13 protein-coding genes and 2 tRNA genes are annotated in these 19,767 nt (G+C 34.5%); 6 read left to right on the top strand and 9 right to left on the bottom strand.

The features are described from left to right. Window positions 1-21 precede the first annotated feature (21 nt). The 6 genes from H7355_RS10560 to H7355_RS10535 form a co-directional block, all read right to left on the bottom strand. Complete coding sequence (locus H7355_RS10560; RefSeq protein ID WP_186647284.1) at window positions 22-822, bottom strand: hypothetical protein; 801 nt, start codon at window positions 820-822, stop codon at window positions 22-24. A gap of 71 nt (window positions 823-893) precedes the next feature. Further along, on the bottom strand, window positions 894-2,708 hold the full coding sequence (locus H7355_RS10555; protein ID WP_186647282.1) for a phospho-sugar mutase: 1,815 nt from the start codon (window positions 2,706-2,708) through the stop codon (window positions 894-896). An 11-nt stretch (window positions 2,709-2,719) separates the two neighbouring features. Further along, on the bottom strand, window positions 2,720-3,721 hold the full coding sequence (locus H7355_RS10550; RefSeq protein ID WP_186647280.1) for a hypothetical protein: 1,002 nt from the start codon (window positions 3,719-3,721) through the stop codon (window positions 2,720-2,722). 74 nt (window positions 3,722-3,795) lie between these two features. Next, window positions 3,796-5,046 carry a hypothetical protein gene (locus H7355_RS10545; RefSeq protein ID WP_186647278.1) on the bottom strand — a complete coding sequence of 417 codons (1,251 nt, stop codon included), beginning with the start codon at window positions 5,044-5,046 and terminating at the stop codon, window positions 3,796-3,798. 87 nt (window positions 5,047-5,133) lie between these two features. Beyond that, window positions 5,134-7,866, bottom strand: a complete 2,733-nt coding sequence (locus tag H7355_RS10540; protein WP_186647276.1) for a hypothetical protein — start codon at window positions 7,864-7,866, stop codon at window positions 5,134-5,136. A gap of 9 nt (window positions 7,867-7,875) precedes the next feature. Then, window positions 7,876-9,795 carry a hypothetical protein gene (locus tag H7355_RS10535; protein WP_186647274.1) on the bottom strand — a complete coding sequence of 640 codons (1,920 nt, stop codon included), beginning with the start codon at window positions 9,793-9,795 and terminating at the stop codon, window positions 7,876-7,878. Between the two features lie 85 nt (window positions 9,796-9,880). Between H7355_RS10535 and hutH the strand changes: the two genes are divergently transcribed. From hutH to H7355_RS10520, 3 genes are read left to right on the top strand one after another with little or no spacing between them, the layout of a single operon-like run. Then, entirely contained in the window at window positions 9,881-11,446 is a 1,566-nt protein-coding gene (hutH, locus tag H7355_RS10530; protein WP_186647271.1) for a histidine ammonia-lyase, read from the top strand. Next, window positions 11,443-12,513, top strand: a complete 1,071-nt coding sequence (locus H7355_RS10525) for an SAM-dependent methyltransferase (protein ID WP_186647269.1) — start codon at window positions 11,443-11,445, stop codon at window positions 12,511-12,513. The genes hutH and H7355_RS10525 overlap by 4 nt, the downstream gene beginning before the upstream one ends. Window position 12,514: 1 nt before the next feature. After that, window positions 12,515-13,153, top strand: a complete 639-nt coding sequence (locus H7355_RS10520) for a YigZ family protein (protein ID WP_186647267.1) — start codon at window positions 12,515-12,517, stop codon at window positions 13,151-13,153. Here H7355_RS10520 and H7355_RS10515 read toward each other — a convergent pair. Then, window positions 13,119-13,802, bottom strand: coding sequence for a peptidylprolyl isomerase (locus H7355_RS10515; RefSeq protein WP_186647265.1), 684 nt, complete (start codon window positions 13,800-13,802; stop codon window positions 13,119-13,121). The two genes, H7355_RS10520 and H7355_RS10515, sit on opposite strands and share 35 nt — an antisense overlap. A 28-nt stretch (window positions 13,803-13,830) precedes the next feature. Between H7355_RS10515 and H7355_RS10510 the strand changes: the two genes are divergently transcribed. Together H7355_RS10510 and H7355_RS10505 are read left to right on the top strand one after the other, a co-directional pair. Beyond that, window positions 13,831-14,946: a S1/P1 nuclease gene (locus H7355_RS10510; RefSeq protein ID WP_186647263.1), complete on the top strand. Its 1,116-nt coding sequence runs from the start codon at window positions 13,831-13,833 to the stop codon at window positions 14,944-14,946. Window positions 14,947-15,080: 134 nt separating this feature from the next. Continuing rightward, on the top strand, window positions 15,081-17,045 hold the full coding sequence (locus H7355_RS10505; RefSeq protein ID WP_186647261.1) for a methyl-accepting chemotaxis protein: 1,965 nt from the start codon (window positions 15,081-15,083) through the stop codon (window positions 17,043-17,045). A gap of 33 nt (window positions 17,046-17,078) precedes the next feature. Here the strand turns inward: H7355_RS10505 and H7355_RS10500 are convergent. Together H7355_RS10500 and H7355_RS10495 are read right to left on the bottom strand one after the other, a co-directional pair. Further along, window positions 17,079-17,153, bottom strand: a tRNA-Pro gene (locus H7355_RS10500). Between the two features lie 17 nt (window positions 17,154-17,170). Beyond that, a tRNA-Pro gene (locus tag H7355_RS10495) sits at window positions 17,171-17,245 on the bottom strand. A gap of 109 nt (window positions 17,246-17,354) precedes the next feature. Here H7355_RS10495 and recD2 point away from each other — a divergent pair. Further along, a complete protein-coding gene (recD2, locus tag H7355_RS10490) occupies window positions 17,355-19,688 on the top strand; it encodes an SF1B family DNA helicase RecD2 (protein WP_186647259.1) in 2,334 nt (777 codons plus the stop codon). Window positions 19,689-19,767 lie beyond the last annotated feature (79 nt).

The following is a 19,767-nucleotide window of genomic DNA, read 5'->3' as shown; positions in this document are numbered from 1 at the left end:
GAGTCAACAGGAGGTTAAAGATCAAGAAGCCCGATCGGTTGTTTTAAAGGATTTAGATTTTTTCTTAACTTTGCTGCGCAAAGAAATTGGTGTTTTTTCAATGCTAAATGCTATCCAAAGTTTTAATAATATTCTCGATTCTGTTGCAATACACTCAATGCCAACAATATCTTCAAATTCTTTTTCAAAATCATTAAATATATTGTTCTTTGGAAAAACCACTTCTATGAAGATTGTATCATCCCAAACAATTGATAAACTTGGGAAAACCTCTGCTTTCCGCGAGAGGTAAAGAGCATCTTCGAGAAAATTAAAAATAGCAGAATGTGTATGCGTTTCATTATGTAACCAGGTGTAAAAATGAATTGTATCCCGTGGGACACGCAGGACGTGAATGGGATGCGTTTTTTCAAATTTATCTTTATATTTTAAGAATATTTTCCTTAAAATAGGGGCCATAATCTTTTCAGTTGAACTTTGTGATTTAGAGAATTCGTACCAAGGAAAGCCTGAAAAACTCGAAAATATTTTCTCACGTTGATTCATTGTGATTGAAAACATGTTTATTTGCCAAATTGTATGCTGTTCTTCAAATTGAATTTTATATTTGCTAACGATCATCCCCTGCCAATCCGTTTCGGCATACTGTTGATCATCAAAAGAATGTATATTCGTCTTATTCAGAGATGTCTTTTCACTGAAAGTTTTAAAGCGTATTCCAGATTCTCTTAGATTTAAAATCAATAAAAATAACGCCCCTATGATTGCAGCAAAAAGTAGGATCATATCTCTGACAAGAATGTCTTGTTCAAGACTTAGCATAGAAGAAAACCCTCACAGTTTTATTTTTCGGTAAAACTTGAGGCTTTCTGAAATGAAATCTTTAACTTCTGTTAATTAATTTGAGCGGTGAAGTTATGAATATCATTGCTTATTTGTTTAATTTTCTGAAGCGTTTCTTTATAAGCTGTTTCAATGTCTGGGTTTTGTGTACAGACCGAGATGTAGAACTTGAGTTTTGGCTCTGTGCCGCTCGGACGCATTGATATCCTACTGCCATCTACGAGTAAAAATTGGAGAACATTCGAATGGGGGATGCGATATTGCTCTTGGGTCTTTCTTTCTGTGTAATCAATTACTTGCGCTACATTGATGTCAGCAAAACTGGTTCTTGGATGGCTGCGCATTGCTCTCATCATTCGGGCGATTCTTTGAGCACCCTCTTCTCCAATAAGATCAATATTAATCAGTTCTTCTTGCCATGCTCCATGTTTTTTGAAAAGTTCAAACAGTGCTGCGCAGGCAGTCTTGCCTTCATCCTTATATAGTGAAATAATTTCAGCTGCTTGGCAAATAGCAGCCACTGCATCTTTATCGCGAACATTATTAGCTGGCATAAAACCAAAACTTTCTTCGGTACCAAAAAGGTATTTGAAGTTATTTCCTGCTAATTCCCAACTGCGTACGAGCCCAGCGATCCATTTAAAGCCTGTTAAAGTATTGAAAATTTCAATATCGTAACTTGAACAAATACGTTCATGTAGATCGGATGTCACAATCGTTTTTACTATTTTATGAGTGTTCTCTAATTTCCCAGAGCTTTTCATAAGTTTCAGAATTGAGTCAATGAGGAGAGCTCCTAATTGATTGCCATTTAATAAAACATAGTCACCACAAGCCTGATGCGAAAGGAGGCCTTTAGCCATTTTGGGGTCATAAATTGCGACTGCCAGTCTGTCAGAATCGGGATCTGTCGCAAAAATGCAATCCGCTTTCCGTTCAGCACCATATTGCAATGCGAGAGAGAGAGCTTCTCTTTCTTCTGGATTGGGTTTTTTTACTGTTGGAAAATTGCCATTAGGTTCTGCTTGTTCAGGAACTACAAAAACATTTTTAAATCCCCAAGTGTTAAGAGCTCTTAATACAGGGATTTTTCCAGTTCCATGCAGTGGGGTGTAAAGGATATTTAAATCCTTTGTTACATTTGGTGCTAAGCATAGCTTTTTTATATCAGCAAAATAATCATTAAGTAAATCTTCTTTAATATAATTAATTAATTTTTTATTTTCTGCTTCGGTATAAAGAATATACTTCACGTCTGAAAAAGAAGTAATTGCATATACTTCTTTAAGTATACCAGAGTCTTGTGGGGGAATAATCTGAGAACCATCTTCCCAATATATTTTGATTCCATTGTATTCAGGAGGGTTGTGACTTGCTGTTACACACACTCCACTTAAACAATTGAGATGTCGAATAGCATAAGAAAGAGCAGGTGTTGTTTCAAGCGTTGGATAAATAAACACAGGAATATTATTTGCAGCTAACACACAAGCTGTTTCTTTAGCAAAATAATTTGAATTATTTCTTGAATCATATGCAATAGCAACACCTCTGTGCAAGTCATTTGCACAGTGTTTTAGAATATAATTTGCTAAACCTTGTATTGCTTTTCTTATAACATAACAATTAACTCGATTTGTGCCCGTCCCCATGATACCACGCATACCACCCGTGCCAAATTCGAGATCACGATAAAATTTCTCGCGCAATTCTTTAATATTCTTATCTGCAATGAGCTGAATCACTTCATTCTTATCGACTTGAGAAATAACATCATCGGATAGCCAAGCTTGAATTCTAGATTTACAGTCATTTAATTGAGAAAAGAGTGGAGAATCTAAGTCTTGTATGTGAGTTTGTACCATTATTTTACCTTTCAGGATTTACTCAATTCTCGTTGAACTTGCTTCAAATTGTTTTGCACAGCTGCCATATCTGAGTAGTCGGGGTAGTTTTTAATGATTCCCTGTAAAATTTGCAAGCACTGAGTGAGTGTGTCTTTGCGTGTGCTTCCCGTTTGTTGGCTGGCTCTGACAAATAAAGCACGTACTTTAAAGCGTAAATTCATAACGAGAGAATTGATTGCGTCCGAGCGCATTCTTTTAATGGGTTCAGTTCTTTGCTCTGTGGGAATAGTATCGAGGATCGCAATGGCTTGTTCTGGAGAGTCATTGTTGATCATCTGAGTTGCAGAACTCACGATTTGATCGATGGTTTGATTTTGTGTGTCTGTTAAGCCCATGGAAGGATTTTTTTGTAAACCTGGTTCATGTGGGTTGAGTTGTAAGATTTGTGAATTCAGCGCTGAAATATCGAGTTGTTGAGCTAAAACTAAATCGCGTGCGACTCTTTTTTCGTTTAATGCATTTGGTTTTTCACCTAGAGCGATGTAGAAATCTGCTATAGTATTTCTCAACCAAGCTTCATTAACAATTGGATATCTCAGTTGTGACTCTTTTAATGCGGCAATTGCTTTTTGTAAGCGGGTTGGATTGTCTAAACCAGATTTTGCATCACAAACATAAACGGCAGTTTTAGCTAAAGTTGGATAGGAATCAATTGGAAAAGTTTTTGCATACTTTTCTAATGACTTTGTTAATTCCAATACCGTTGTACAATTTTGTGAAATAAAATTATCTTCAATCTCTTTTATTTTTAATAAAATTTCTGCGAATTCTTTTTCAGTTAAAATGACTTTTAATGGAATTTGTTTAGAGTTTTTTGCAGGTTCTTCGACCACTGAAGGAGCGGGAGCCACAGCAGGAGAATCCACAATACTCACGCTGTCTTTTTTATCTTTTAAGCTTGTACAACCACTAATGAAATAAATAAAACTGCAGTACAGAATAGCTTTTAAAATTATTTTTTTTTCCGACATAACTACCTTTTTATTTTTCTAAAATTTAGAATACAAACAACAAAATTATAAGTTTGTATTACTTGGTTTGGATATTACCAGTGACAAGAGAGTCCTAGCAAGTGTCTGCGTTCTACAAATGAAGTTGTAGATGTAGAACCTGTTACTGGAAGAGTGTCGTTGATAACATAAGAAGAGTAGTCTATCGAGAGAAATCCTGCATCGATAGAAACTCCCCATGTCGCTCCTCCCTCCATGTAGCCACCGCGAAGTGAAAAACCTTGTTGAATAAGAACGTTGCCGAAATAAAGTTCGGCGCCAGCATGTATCAATCTTGTTGTATCAACATCTTTTCCACCGTAGTTATTTCCATCAATTTCCACAGGAATGGGATAGACATCTAAAGCAAGTTTTAAATTCACTTTTGATTTAGATATTCTTCCACGGGGGGTGAGTGAAACTCCAACACGAACTTCAGTTGGATCTATTTTCGAGGAGTTTGGGGAAGAATCTGTCCCGCCTTGGCGGAGTGCTCCACAAACATTTTCCGTATTTTGTGTGATTGGATTAACGTAAGTTTTAACACAGCCTGTAGGAATATTTCTAACTGATATTCCCAAAGTTGGAAACCAATAATCAGCAGCTGTTATCATGATTCCAGCATCTATGCCAACAGATGAAGTCTCTGTACCGTTTTTAGTGACTTCATTTGCGAGATCTTGCGTTGTTGTTATTTTTGAAGCGTCCATAGTTTTATTGAAGTAATCGATACGATAATTGGGGCGTATTGAGATCCCATAGCGAAAACCTCCTCTTTTAGAAACATCTGCAATACCAAAGGCAAAAGAAGCTGTGGTTGTCGAAACGGCATAGGCATTGTTCGGATTAGCGCTATCGAGAAATGCAATTTTATTCTCACTGCGAACAGGGATTCCGATTAAAAATGTGGGGGCAAATTTTCCACCAAAAATAATTTCTGGAAAACTCTGTAGCAACAAATAGGCTTGATTTCCTCTGGAACTCGCAGCAGCTTTAATCAAATTTGTTCCCAATTTCACTGGATTTGGATTTAAATAGCCGAGCATTAAATTATTTGCTCCAATTTCAAAATCTGGAAATTTAAAATCGCTGATTTTTTTCTTGGTGGCAGGATTGCGTGTCGCGCTTAATCCTGCTGGATTGGAATAGATTGCTGTTTCGTCATTAGCTGTGGCCGTAAAGGCTCCTCCCATTCCTTCACTTCTAAAGCTGTTCCAATCGGTCGGTAAACTTTCAGCAAAAGATACAGCTGTGTATAAGCATGGAAGGGTAAAAGATAAGAAGGTTTTTAAGTATTTTTTTTTCAAAACAAAACCTCAACAAGAATTTTTTCTTATTGAGTGTTTCGGTCGATTTATAGAAAATAAAATCTGAAATATTTTCCTAAAGACAAACTATAGAGGTGTCACAAAAAAGCCTATTTTGGTTCTATTCGCTAGGTCTGGATTGTATAAATTTGTTTTTTCAATAATATCGATTGCATAGAAGTTTTCTTTCAGCATTTTTTGACTTCTTTTTAAATTTTTTTCTTCAACAAGGAATATTTTTTCTAGATTTTGACGAGTTATTGTATCAAAATAAAAAGGAATACTTTCAGATGATGTGATTGCGTTGCCAAAATAAAAATAGGGAAGGGATGTGATATTTTTTCTATATGAAAAATTTCCTCCCAAAAAATCTTCTATATTTGCGTTCGAAATATTAGAGTTTTCATTGCGTTGATACCATGTTAATTGAATAAATTTGTTTTTGATAGAACATGGAAAAAATTCGAGAGCACTATCAAAAATAAGTTGGTTGACTGGATAATTTGCTTGAATCCCAAAAATTTTCTCTTTTCTAGGGTTCCAGATAAAGGAAGCACAGTTTTTTTCATCTGGTTTAATCAACATTGTGTATTTAAAAAATTTATTCTTTATAACAGATTCTTGTGTAATATTTTTACTTTCTTGATATTCTTTTTGCTTGATTTTTTCGAGCATGTAGCCTTCAATTTCTGATTGGCTATTTTCAATATTTTTTCCAACAGGTATTCCAACATTTGTCAAAAGAGTTGCAGTAATATCATTTATATTTAAGTTTTCATAATTTAAATTCTTTTTAGGAATCAGGCCGGGTATTTTTAAAATTCCAGTCGCTAAAAGTCTATTTTTAGAATCTGGTTTATCTAGAGGCTGTAAGACAAATACAATGGTTCGATTTTCAATTTTTCTTGCTTTTATTGTATCGAAAATGTGACCAAGAGCCCGATCAATAAATGATATATTTGCAATATCGTCAATTTGAAAAGGATTAAAGACTGAAGAAAAACCTAAAGTTAAAATTGATTTACCAAGATCTTTTATTGTAGGTCTTATAAGTTGAGTATCTGTATCGAGTAAAATATGTGCGAGAAAACGTGTTTGTTGATTTTCTAAAGTCCAGTTTTGAAAGGCATCAATTGTTCGTGGAATATAGAGATTTTTATTATTTATTAAAATAAATTGATTAGGTCCCCATTCAGGCACAGCATCAATATTTTGTGATACACCTGCTAGAAAATTTGATATTATGGGAAAATCTTTTTGAGTAATAGATGGAGAGATATCTTTTGACTTTGTTTTAAATATAGCTTCAAGACCTTGGGCGGGTATATTTCGATCGTCAATTTGTGAATTTTTTTTAGAAAAAGTCCATTCGTTTTTTTCAAGCCATCTGCCATTTAAATTCGCAAAATCTGCGGAGTCCGCAATTTGTTTATTATAAAAATAGGCTTCTGGATTTGCAATCCCCACGACATCATAGCCATATTTTCTAAGTTCTAGATATGTATTTTTTGCTTTCTTTTCATTTACTTCTTCTTTTGTGATAGGAATATTATCTGAATTCAAGTATTTTGGGTCTGAAAATATAAAACGTCTAAAATTTTCATTTGCATTTTCTGAAATAGAAATACTTTTGGGAAAGATGGCTGACTGTTCCATTAAAGAATATAAATTAGGAGATATTTTTGCGAATTTTTTCTTATTTTTTAATATATTTTCAGATATTTTTGGTGTTTGAATAATAACAATATTGTAGCCAAATGCAGTACTATAAGGCTCATCAGTCATTATTTGTGGGTTGTTATTTTGAGTTAATGGATCAATTATATTAATGTTCTTTTTTTTGATTTGCTTAGATTGATTCTGCGCTGCTAAAGTTTCTTCAGGTTTTAACTCATCCGGTTTTTGCTCATCGACAAATTTATCTTCATCATCATCTTCTTCATTGAGTGTGTCTTCATCACTTGCTGATGAAGATATTTTCTTACTGCTTGCAATGAGCAATGCTTTATTTGGGTTCCATATTGTGCTTTGACTCGATACGCGTATCGGAGAGCGTGCATTGTGTTCGGTATGATTTACGCTTGCATCTAAAATATAAAAACTTGAAGATATGCTACTGACCTTTATTATGGAAGCCGTAGAATCATTAATAGGTATCGATAATTTCATTCTTTTTTGTACGTCATCTTCTGTAAAAGTTTTAGCCCAGATATATTGGCCAAGATTAATACGAATATTTCCAGGCGTAAGTAAAAAAAGTGTAAAATTAAATGATCTTCTTCCTCGAACTATAGGGATAGTTGCTTTTATTTCTTCTCCACCTAATAAAAGTAGACCTTCAATAACAGCGCTCCAGTGTGGATAAGGAAAAATAACATTTGACGAATTTCTAAAAATATTTGGATTTAGAGAATTATAAAATAGTTTTTTAGCAGGCAAGAGAGGCCATAAAAATGCAGTATCTTCGAGTGATGTCATGTATCTTGTATTTGATATTTCAACATTAGAATCAAGGAAAAGATCATAAATTGGTGTATTTAAAATTTCCATACGCTGTAATTGTTTTTCCATTCTTCTTATTTGTTCTGACTTAGCATAGCGCTTAAGTCTACGACGCTCTAAATACTCTTGTTCTAGAGCTGAAATGGGCCATGGAGCAATGAATTGAGAATCTCTTGCAGTATTAAAATTATTTGCGATAGTTTGAACTGGGAAAAAATATGTAATTATCAAAGTAATAATTAATATAGTGAATAAAGAAATTGAAGAAATAATTATATAAAGAGTTAGTTTAGATATTCGAGATGATTTCAAAACCATTTTTTTGCCCTATTTAATAGAGTATTGAATAAAACTATAAAATTTCGATTTTACTTCACTTCCATATTTTTTAATAAATTGATCTTTATCGGAATCTTCGAGACTATTGTAATTGATAGTATCATTTATATTCAACAGATAAATATCGAATTGCTTATAGAATTCATTTAAATTTGAATCAGAAGAAGGATTCATTTTTTCGAAGTTTTTGAGATTTCTAACCGCAAGATATTTTTCAGACTCAAACTTCTTTAATTTATTATCAACATTTAAAAATATTTGATTATGAATATTTCTGTACGAAAATTTATTAACATGATTTCCTTTATTAAATATACCTTCTTTTCGTAAAACAATATATGTGGATCCTTTTTCATTTTGACATATAACACCGTATTTTATACCTTCTTTAATACCTAATGCAAAATCCTTTTTTATGAATGGAGATGAATCTTTTTTTGAACTTATAGTGTCTAATAAAAAGTAATATTTATTTTGTGTGCTTTTGTTATACTGATTGAGTTCAAAATTAAAGAAAATTGAGCTACATGTTGTATCAGAACTTTTCTTAATAATCTTCTGATTTATGATTTCTGGTGATAAAATTGAATGTGAACTTATATTTTTTGAATATCCTTTGCCTAATGTAATAGAATTATTTGTTTTATTGGCTGGCATTATGATTATATTATTCTGATTTGCGTCAAGTAGTCCTTTTATTGCAAAAGATAAATAATAGTCGATTTTGTCGATATTGTTATCAAACTCATTTTTTGAAATATATTCTGGCCAATCAATGCTGGAGATAAAATTGTTTTCTTTACTATGCTCCATTTCAGGTAGTAAAATAATAAAATTATTTATAGTTTTACTAAATGATAATACTTTATCTGCATAATGGCTTAATAAAAAACTATTAGAACTTGTTAGGTTTTCCCATTTCCATGCTGAGAAGAAAAAACCTCCTAAACCAATGCGAAAGAAAAACATAAGTTGAGGTTGAGACAATGCTATTCGATTTAAATATATATTTATCCATGTAGGACTTATATTATTACTCAGTCTACTTTTATCAAAAATTTGTGAGAATACAAAATTATTTTTACCATCAATGCCTATGAAATAGTCAGAGCTGATTTCTGATTTTTCACTTTTATTTTGATTTGCTGCGCGAAAATTTTGTAATGGAGAGGGTATGTATAATTTTTCATCAGTAAGATTTTCTTTGCCTAATAATGTTGCGGTTAAGGATGCTTTTGTTGGTGAATACTGAAGCCACTTATTTTCCTCACTCAGTACGATCTTAGATTCTCTGAAAGAGTTGCTATGAGTTAACAAATAATCTGGAAGTATAAAGATAAATTTACTATCTTGGTCCGAATTCTTTCCTATTAAATTCCATTTAGAATATATTTCTGTTTTTTTATTTTCATAGAATTTATTATAAAATTTTTCTTGCATATCATATATACTTGAGTTTTTATCGAACCATCTTCTCATTAACTGAGGCGCTGCGCTCGTACTCATTATCAAAGCCATAAAATGAATATATACACAAAAAATAATTGGTAAATATGTTGCTGTGAAAGCTAATAAAATAGGCCTTTGGCCTTTGTGAAGTCGAGTGTCAACTTGAATTTTTAAAAATATTTTAATTATTATTGCAGGGAATGCTAATAATCCGCCAATACATCCAGAAAATATGATAAGCAAAAAAATAATAGCTAATAATTGAGAGCTAAGATTTAATGAAGAGAAAAAATACAACTTTGATTTCTCACCATAATTTGAATCATATAAAATAATAAAAGATAATAAAGAGAAAACCGCCCAAAATAAACCTGAATAAATAATATATCGCCAAAGTACTGTGATAAATGACGTCATTTTATCGGATCTTTTTATCATTGGACTGCGAGAACGAAACATTATCTTTGCGCTCCCAATTGAATTGTAGTAGTATTCAGTTTCATGAAAATCTCCGATTGGTTTAATTATTTGTAGGATGCATAGTATGTCTTTTTTAAATGATAACATATCACAAAAGAAAATAGTTCTTGGCAGCGACTTTCTGACTTTAGAGGATCTGATAAAAATTTCTAGAAATTATGAGAAAGTCGATATTTTTCCAGAGAGTATAAAAAAAGTGGATGCAGCACGCAAATGTGTTGAAGAGAGACTCCAATCCGGAGGAACATTTTATGGTATCAATACAGGATTTGGAGCTCTTGCGAATGTTAAAATACCTAATGAAAAACTTGATGAATTACAAATAAATCTCATCCGTTCTCATGCCTGTGGTGTAGGAGAACCATTGGCTGAAGATATCGTCCGCGCCACACTCGTTCTTAGAATAATGAATATTTTAAAAGGAAACTCAGGAGCAAGAAAAGAAACTGTTTTTATTATGCAACAATTTTTAAATTACGGCATCACTCCTTACGTTCCTGCAAAAGGTTCTGTGGGTGCAAGCGGTGATTTGGCACCTCTTTCTCATATAGCTCTCAATCTCATTGGCGAAGGGAAAGTTTATTATAAAGGGAATCTTGTTTCTGCGAGAGAAGTTTTGGAGCATGTAAAAATTGAGCCCCTTAAACCAAAAGCCAAAGAAGGGTTGTGTTTAATAAATGGTACGCAAGTTATGACAGCTATTGGTTTATTGTGCGCTTATGATGCACACAATTTATTAAAAACGGCAGACATAGCAGCAGCAATCAGTCTTGATGCCGTGAAAGGAACATTAACTGCATTTCGCCCCGAAATACAAAACGTCAGACCCTATTTGGGACAGAAAATAGTTGCAAAAAATATATTTGAAATTCTTGCAGATGATGGCATAAGGTTGAGTCATATGAACTGCGAAAAAGTACAGGATTCCTACTCATTTCGATGTGTCCCACAAGTCCATGGTGCAGCCCGTAATGCTTTTACTCATGTTTTAGAGACTTTTATGTTAGAAGCGCATGCAAGTACGGATAACCCTTTAGTATTTCCCGAAACAAACGAAATTTTAAGCGGCGGTAATTTTCATGGTGAACCAATTGCCTTAGCTCTAGATTATTTTGCCATGGCTATGGCAGAAATAGGCAATATATCTGAAAGAAGACTGGAGAAACTTGTTAATGCGCATATGAGTGGACTGCCACCATTTTTAACGCTGGATTCAGGACTTTGTTCTGGTTATATGATTCCACATGTGGTGTCTGCTGCTCTGGTTAATGAAAACAAAGTCTTATGTACACCCGCATCTGTAGATTCTATTGCGACTTCAGCCGAGAAGGAAGATCATGTGAGCATGGGAATGACTTCAGCAAATAAATTAAGAGTTATTTTAAAAAATGTTTCTTTTATTCTTTCTTTAGAATTGCTTGCTGGTGTAGAAGGGGTTGAGTTTCATCTCCCTCTCGAGCCGGGCGCAGGTGCGCGTGCGGCTGTTGAATGGACACGAAATTCTGTTCCTGCCGTTAAGAATGCAGATCGCTCACTTTCTGAAGAGATCGAAGCTGTCGCTAGCAAACTTCTCCGCGGTGAACTTGTCCATTTTGTCAATCAATCGCTTTCAGGATATACCTTGCAATGACTCTAATTAAAAATGATTCTGTTCTTTGGCTTGCGCATGTTGCAAAAGATTTTTTTCCCACTTGGCAGAATCGTTTAAATCTGACTGAAAAAAACATCATAAAACCTCTTGGGCATAATTTTTATTCTGTGCAATTTAATTCTACTCCCACAAGAGGATTTCTGTCAGATACTCTTTTTTCTCGCTATTGGTTACCGGTTCATTATATGTGGCCTACAAAATGTGAAGAGAAAGGTTTTATTGAGAAATGTGCACAAGGTTTATTAGCAAAGTTTAAAGACAAAAATTTTAACAATGTTGTTGTTTTTTCTCTTGATCGTAAGCAGCAAAAATTAGCCTCTAATTTAAGAGGTCGTATTCTTCAAGTATTTAGTGAAAAATTGAAAGAAAAATCCCCTGCGAAATTATTGACAGGATGGACAAAAAAACCAATTTTGCAACCGATTTACAACCAAACTCTTATTGTTGCTATTTCCGATAAATGTACTTGGGCAGGCTTGAGCACTCCGAGTGAAGCTGGTTCCTTTTTTGCGGGTGGCAGGCGTTATGTCGGTGTCTCCAATGAGAGTATTGCAAGCCGTGCTGCTGCGAAATTTGTGGAAGCAGCTGAATCTCTACAACTCAGTGGATTAAAAATTGAAAATGCAAAAAAATGGTTAGAACTTGGAGCTGCTCCAGGTGGAATTACCCATGAACTCGTGGAGAAAAAATGTGAGGTTTGGGCAGTTGATAAAGCTGATTTAGATGAAGAAATTGCCGAAAATCCTCTCGTGCATTTTTATCAGATGGACGCACGTGATTTTAAAATCAACATGAATTTCGATGCACTCATGTGTGACCTGAATGGGCCAGCAAATATTTCAGCAAAAATATGTAGCGATAAAACTTCTCTCTTAAAAAAAGATGGGATTGTAATTTTTACATTGAAAATCCATATATCAGAAAATTTTGAAAAAGATTATGAACAGGCTCTTAAAGAGTTTTCTCTAAAAAACTGTCAATTTTTATATGGACGTCATTTATATAACAATAAACAAGAAATTACCCTTTTCTTTAAAAAGAAATAAAATGAGTTCTGCTAATTTTAAAACAATTTATGAGAATGTTGTATCAGAAAAGATAATTGAAAAATCAAGATTTATCACTTCTCTTGAGAAAGTCACTTCTGAAGAGCAAGTTTTTCATTTTTTTTCTTCGATAAAGAAAAAATATTTTGATGCAACTCATAACTGCACAGCATATGTCTTAAATTCAGGTTCTATGCGGTCAAATGATGATGGTGAGCCTGCGGGAACGGCAGGTAGACCCATGTTAGAATTTTTAAAAAAAAATGAAATATTCAATATTGCTGTTGTTGTCACTCGTTACTTTGGTGGAGTGAAGCTTGGAACGGGGGGGCTTATTCGCGCATACAGTTCGAGTGTGAGCGAGGCAGTTCAAAAAGCAGGTATTGTTGAAAATGTATTGCACAACTCCTTTTGTTTGACTTTTGCATATTCTCATTGGAAAAAAATTGAAAATTATTTAAATATAAATTTAATTCAATTTGATAAACCTATTTTTTCTGAAAATATACAAGTTAAAATTTATGTAAAAAATAAACAAAATATAACAAATGATATAAATGATATTTGTAAAGGATCCGTTTTGATAGAAGAGCAGGACGATAAGTTTATTGAGGTTCTTTTACCGAAACAGATAGAATAAGTGCTTCCTTAGGGTAAAAAGGCACATTGTACATACCTTCGAGCTGCCCAACTTTAATTTTAGCAATTTTTTGTACGACATCCATACCAGAGATCACTTTTCCAAAAACTGCATATCCATTATTATTTTCTTTAGAATCAAGATTTTTGTTGTTGGTTAAATTAATAAAAAACTGGGATGTTGCAGAATCGATTGAGTTTGGTTTTCGAGCCATAGCAATTGTTCCAGTTAGGTTTTTTAATCCAATGTCAGAATTATTTTTAATAGGTGGATTTTTATTTTCTTTGGCATTAAAGTTTATATCGTAAGCACCTCCTTGAATAATAAATCCATCAATAATTCGGTGAAAAATAGTATTATTATAATAATCACTTTTGACATATTTTAAGAAATTATTTACAGTAACTGGGTCTTTCTGTTTAAAAAGATCAAGTCTTATTTTGCCCATCGAGGTAACAAAAATAACTTCGACATTTCCTTTTGGAACTGTCGGTTCTTGCGGTGTTTGATTTTTTTGAAAGTTTTGCTTTTGCTTTTTCTTTTCTGTTTTTGATTCCTGTTTTATTTCGTTTTGCGCAGTAATAGTTAGATGTGTGGGTAAGATTGGGAGGCTAATAAATAAAAGTAAAATTTTAAAATTGAGCTTCATTTTTTGTAACCTTTGATAGGAGATTTTGATGAATAGATATATAAAATCATTCACTATATTCGTAGCATGTTTTGCGTTGCGCACACAAGTGTTTGCCTTTTGGGATCAATCTCATCAACTTGTGGCTAAGGTTGCAGAGAAAAAACTCAATAAGGAGTCCTTATCAAAAGTTCAAAAATTGTTAAATGTGAAAATTTCATATCCTGGAAATGCACTGCTTTCCCAGAATACAAGTTCATTTGACACTGCAGCATCTTGGGCAGATAGTATAAAATCATATTACAATCAACCCATTAATAAAACTTTATCTCTTTGTCACTACACAGATATTCCTTTAAAGAAAAGTGAAATAAATATTGATAAAAGTGATGAAGTCTTAATGGAACTTCTACAAGAAGAAATAAAAAAGGTTCCTTATAATTCAGTGTCTTGTTTAAAAAGTGCTATTAAAACTTTAAATACTTTTACTGAATCTGACACAAATAAGGCGGTTGCTATGCGCTTCGTTCTTCATATTATGGGCGATATTGCTCAACCTCTGCACAATGTCTCGCTCGTAGATGAAAATTTTGAAGATGCAGGAGGGAATAAAATTATATTTTTGGATAAAATAAACATTGCAAATATGGATGGCAGCGTGAATCCAGTAAATAATTTACATTCATTGTGGGACTCGTCTTTATCAGTTTATTTGCAATTTCCTTATATTAAAAATGATATAAAAACTGGTAAGTTTACAGATGAGCAAAAAAATTTAAATGAACTGTATGCTAAAAATTTACTTGAAGATAATGAATTAATGGAATTGGCTTTAAAAGAAATCTCAGACACAAATATTCAAAATGTTGAAAATTGGGTTATTGAGTCGCATAAATTGGCTATAAAAAGTGTTTACACCGATCTCGTTTTTGCAAATGATTCAGGGGAGCATTTTAATAATATTAAAACAAGTTTTGTGAAAGGCTGGAAAGATTACCAAAGTCAGAGGAAAAAGTTGATGCAACTGCAAATATTAAAGGCGGGGTTGCGTTTGCAATTGCTTATCGAGGCTATGTATAGTGAGAACCCAAATAGGAACAGCTATCGTGAACTTATTGAAGAGATTCTAAATGATCCTGAAGTAAAGACATTACGAGTAAATTAAACATTAATAATATCATGTATATATAATATTTTAGGCATGTTTTTATTATGCTTACTTTTTTCATCTTAAATTTTTTTAATTGCCGATACTGCATACGTAAATAATTGAAACAGTCTGTTTTAAGGAGTTTCTTTATGAACAATGGTGTACCTTTGGCAAATATTGCTAATTTAGGCGCTTTGAATAATTCGACAAATGAAACGAGAGTGATTGAGCTAGAAGGGCAAGTTGCAGCTATCAATAAATCTCAAGGAGTGATTGAGTTTTCTTTAGACGGAACAATCCTGAATGCAAATAATAACTTTTTGAATCTACTCGGGTATTCATTGGCTGATGTGAAAGGCCGGCACCATAGAATATTTTGTGATCCAATATATGCAAACTCACAGGAGTATCGAGATTTCTGGGCAAAGCTCAATCGAGGTGAATATGATGCAGGTGAATACAAACGTATAGGAAAAGATGGAAAAGAAGTTTGGATTCAAGCATCATACAACCCTATTTTTGACAACAGTGGTAAGGTTTTAAAAGTTGTAAAGTATGCGACAGATGTTACTTTTCAAAAGGTTTTAAACAGTGATTTTCAGAGCCAGTTGGCGGCAATTGGCAAATCACAAGGTGTGATTGAGTTTTCTTTGGATGGCATTATTCAGACAGCAAATCAAAACTTTCTAACTTTACTTGGCTACTCGCTTGCAGAAGTTAAGGGGAAACATCATAGCATGTTTTGTGATCTGAGTTATGTAAACTCACCTGAATATAGAGAGTTTTGGAGTAAACTTGCTAGGGGTGAGTTTGATGCTGGGGAATACAAACGCATAGGTAAAGGTGGGAAGGAAGTCTGGATTCAAGCCTCATACAATCCAATTTTAGATCTAAATGGAAAACCATATAAAGTTGTTAAATATGCATCAGATATAAGTTTACAGAAGTTAAAAGACGCTCAACTTGAAGCTTTGAGCAAAGCACAGGCTGTGATTGAGTTTAATTTAGATGGTACAATAATAACTGCGAATGATAATTTTTTAAATGCAGTTAAATATAAATTGGATGAAATAAAAAATCGGCATCATTCTATGTTTTGTCCGCCTGAGCTTGTGCAAAGTCCAAAATACAAAGAGTTTTGGTTGAATTTAGCCAATGGTATTTTTCAAAGTGGTCAATTTTTGCGTCTTGATAAACAGGGAAAGCACGTTTGGTTACAAGCGTCTTATGTGCCGGTATACGATCTCGCAGGTAAAGTTTTTAAAGTTGTTAAATACGCTGTTGATATCTCAGAACAAAGGTATTCTCAGTTAGATTTGATAAGAACTCTATCTGAAACTTCTCGTCAATTGGCAGCTGCTGCAACAGAATTAACGGCAACAGCGACTCAGCTGAGTGCCAATGCGAATAAGACTTCCTCTGTCGCAATTTCTACAGCTTCGGCTTCTGAAGAAGTTTCACAAGGTGTGCGCACAGTTGCAACAAATACAGAAGAGATGTTCGAAGCGATAAAAGAGATTACCCGTAATGCTTCTGAGGCCTCCGCAACCAGTGCTGCAACTTCACAGCAGGCGCAAAAAACCAGTGCAACCATTCTGAAACTAGGTGAAAGTAGTCAAGAAATTGGGAATGTTATCAAAGTAATCAGTTCTATCGCTCAACAAACAAATCTTTTGGCACTCAATGCGACAATTGAAGCCGCGCGTGCAGGGGATGCTGGACGAGGATTTGCTGTGGTGGCAAACGAAGTCAAAGAGCTTGCGAAACAAACTGCCAAAGCAACGGAAGACATTACGAATAAAATCACAAGTATTCAAAAAGACAGTCAAAGTTCCGTTCAGGCTGTGACTGATATTGCCCAAACGATTGAAAAACTGAATAATATTGCTACAGCTATAGCTGCTTCAGTTGAAGAACAAGCTGCTACAACCAATGAAGTGTCACGTGTGGTGAAGGAGTCGACAAAAGGTGTGCTGAACATTGCAGAAAATGTGAAAGTTGTTTCAACTGCCGCCAATGAAACCACCATAGGTGTAGAGCAGGTATTAACTGCTGCTAAATCTTTAAGTGAAATTGCTATTCAACTTGAAAAACTTGTGAGAAAAATTGAGTAATAAATATATAGGTATGATTAAATAAAAAGAAGATGGTCGGGGATGCGGGATTCGAACTCGCGACCCTCTGCTCCCAAAACAGATGCGCTACCACTGCGCTAATCCCCGAATAAAACTAAGAAAGATGGTCGGGGATGCGGGATTCGAACTCGCGACCCTCTGCTCCCAAGACAGATGCGCTACCACTGCGCTAACCCCCGACTTGTGAAGGGATACTTGCCACATAAAAAAAATAAGTGCAAGCTTTGGATCTGTTTTTTTGTTGTTTTCGTTCTTTTTTTATTTATAAGTAAATATAAGAGGTTATAAGTGTCCCTAGAAGTTGTTGCTATGCTTTCTAAAGTTATTTTTGAATCAGAAAGAGGCGACTTTCTTGTAGCTGAGTTTATCGATGCTCTCTCTGCCAAAGCTTTTCGTGTCTCAGGTAAAATTCAAGTTTCACAAAAGGCAGATGCAAAGCAACGCTATAGAATCATTGGACAATGGGAGAATTCACCTAAATACGGGCAGACATTTGTGGCAATATATTCCGAACCCACTCGGCCTGCTGAGCTCTCTGGAATAGCGCCCTATTTAGCCAATAACGTAAAAGGTGTTGGCGAGGTAACAGCCAAAAAACTCGTCGATAAATTACTGGTAAAAAATATCGATGATCTCGTCACAATCTGCCGTGATGAGAAAGAAAAGATTTTCGCATTTTTTGGGGAAAAAAAACGAAAAGTTGCTGAGAATGTCATTACCATGATGGTGACAGACGAAGTCTTCAGAAATGTCATGATTTTTCTCCATGAACACAATATCCCACCACGCTTTGCCAAAAAAATATACGAAAAATATGGCGCAGCCTCTTTAACCAATCTTATGGAAAATCCATATCGCTTGATTGCAGACTTTCGCCAAGTGGGTTTTTTACGCGCCGACGCAATAGCGCAAAAGCTAGGATTGCCAACGACATCTCCTTTTAGAATAGAAGCTGCTTTTATCTATGCGCTTGAGATTGCGCAAGATGAGGGACACTGCTGTCTGCCGCGCGATCAATTGGTGGATAAAGCACGTGATTTACTCGGAGGGAAATTCGATCCTACTTTTTCACGTGAATATGTGCTGGAGCAATTGCGCCTCATTTATAAAAAAAATCGCGAAGAAAAAAAAGAAACATTTCTTATTCGTGAAACGGCAAAATTTAAATCGTTGCAAGAAAAAACTGCGCAAGAAATATTATTTTATTTGCCAGAAGTGCTACGGATGGAAGATGAAGTTTCAGGATTTATTCAGAGTTTATTAAGAACTCCTTCTTTCTTTGAGCACAAAGAAAATGATATAGTCCGAAATGAAAAATCACTTCAAGAACTTTTCCCTAATCTACCTTGGGAAAGACTCTCGCAGGAACAACACTCTGCTGTGCAAATGAGCTTGAGTTCGCGTTTTATGGTTTTAACAGGTGGACCTGGCTGTGGAAAAACTTTTGTGCTGAAAGCAATCTATGGATTGCAGAGAGCCCTAAATCGCCGCGTTGCCTTGTGCGCCCCAACGGGATTGGCTGCAAAAAGAATGACAGCATCTATCGGCGAACAAGCAAGCACTTTGCACAAACTCTTAGGGCTTGGGCGCAAAAATAAAGACGAAACACAAAATGTTATTGAAGAGCTTGAAGGCAATACAGGGGCTTTGGACAATGTCGATGTTGTTATTATAGATGAAAGCTCAATGCTCAGTCTTGACCTGCTCCATTCCCTCCTATCCGTATTAGGTCCCAATCGCAGACTTATCCTTGTGGGCGATGTGGATCAGTTACCTAGCGTGGGGGCGGGAAATTGTTTGCGCGATATTATATCTTCTGAGCAAGCTCCCATAGCTCGCTTGACAAAAATTTTTCGCCAGAGTTCCGAAAGTCCTATTCCATTGGCTGCGCGTGAAATAATTTCAGGAAAAAAACCAGAGTACAGTTACGTCAGTCGGATTCCAATCTTTCCACGAGCTGAGTCATTTGCATTTATTCCTTGTTCACAGCAGACTTTTTTTGAAATTCTCTTACCTTTTTTGGCTGAGACAGTTAAAAATATTTACGACCTTGACCCTATTAAAAATTGTCAGATTTTAGTGCCCATGCGTAGAACGGATGTGGGACAAGAGAATATTAATAAAATAATGCAAAATCAATTAAACCCTCCATCTGAAAGTAAAAAGGAATGTTCGTTACCTTATGGAGGGATTTTACGCGAAGGCGATAAAGTCATTCAAACTAAAAACAATTATGAACTTGATGTTTTTAACGGTGACTTGGGCTATTGTAAGACCATTTTGAAAACAAAAGAAAAGCTTGAAGCAACCATCGAATTTTCCGATCGCTTAGTGATTTATGCAGATGAAGAAATAGATGATTTACAGCTTTGCTATTCTATGACAGTGCATAAATCACAAGGTTCTGAGTTTCCTTTGTGTATCATTCCCATGTTTGGTGTATATTTTACAATGCTAGATAGAAATCTTTTATACACAGCAATCACAAGAGCAAGTAAATTTGTTATTATTATAGGTGAAGATTGGGCTGTTAAAAAAGCAATTGGAAGCCAAAATGCTATTAAAAGACATACTTTTTTAGATAGACTTCTATTAGGGACAGATAATCAAACTGAGATATAGAGCATTATTTTATTTTTAAATTTTTTCAGTTGATAAATTTTTTGTAAAAATTAATAAAATATAGTTTTTTGACAATTAA

Origin of the sequence: Fluviispira vulneris (assembly GCF_014281055.1) — a bacterium.
Lineage (GTDB): Bacteria > Bdellovibrionota_B > Oligoflexia > Silvanigrellales > Silvanigrellaceae > Silvanigrella > Silvanigrella vulneris.
Note: the sequence above shows the minus strand (reverse complement) of the source record. Positions and strands in the feature narration are given on the sequence as shown.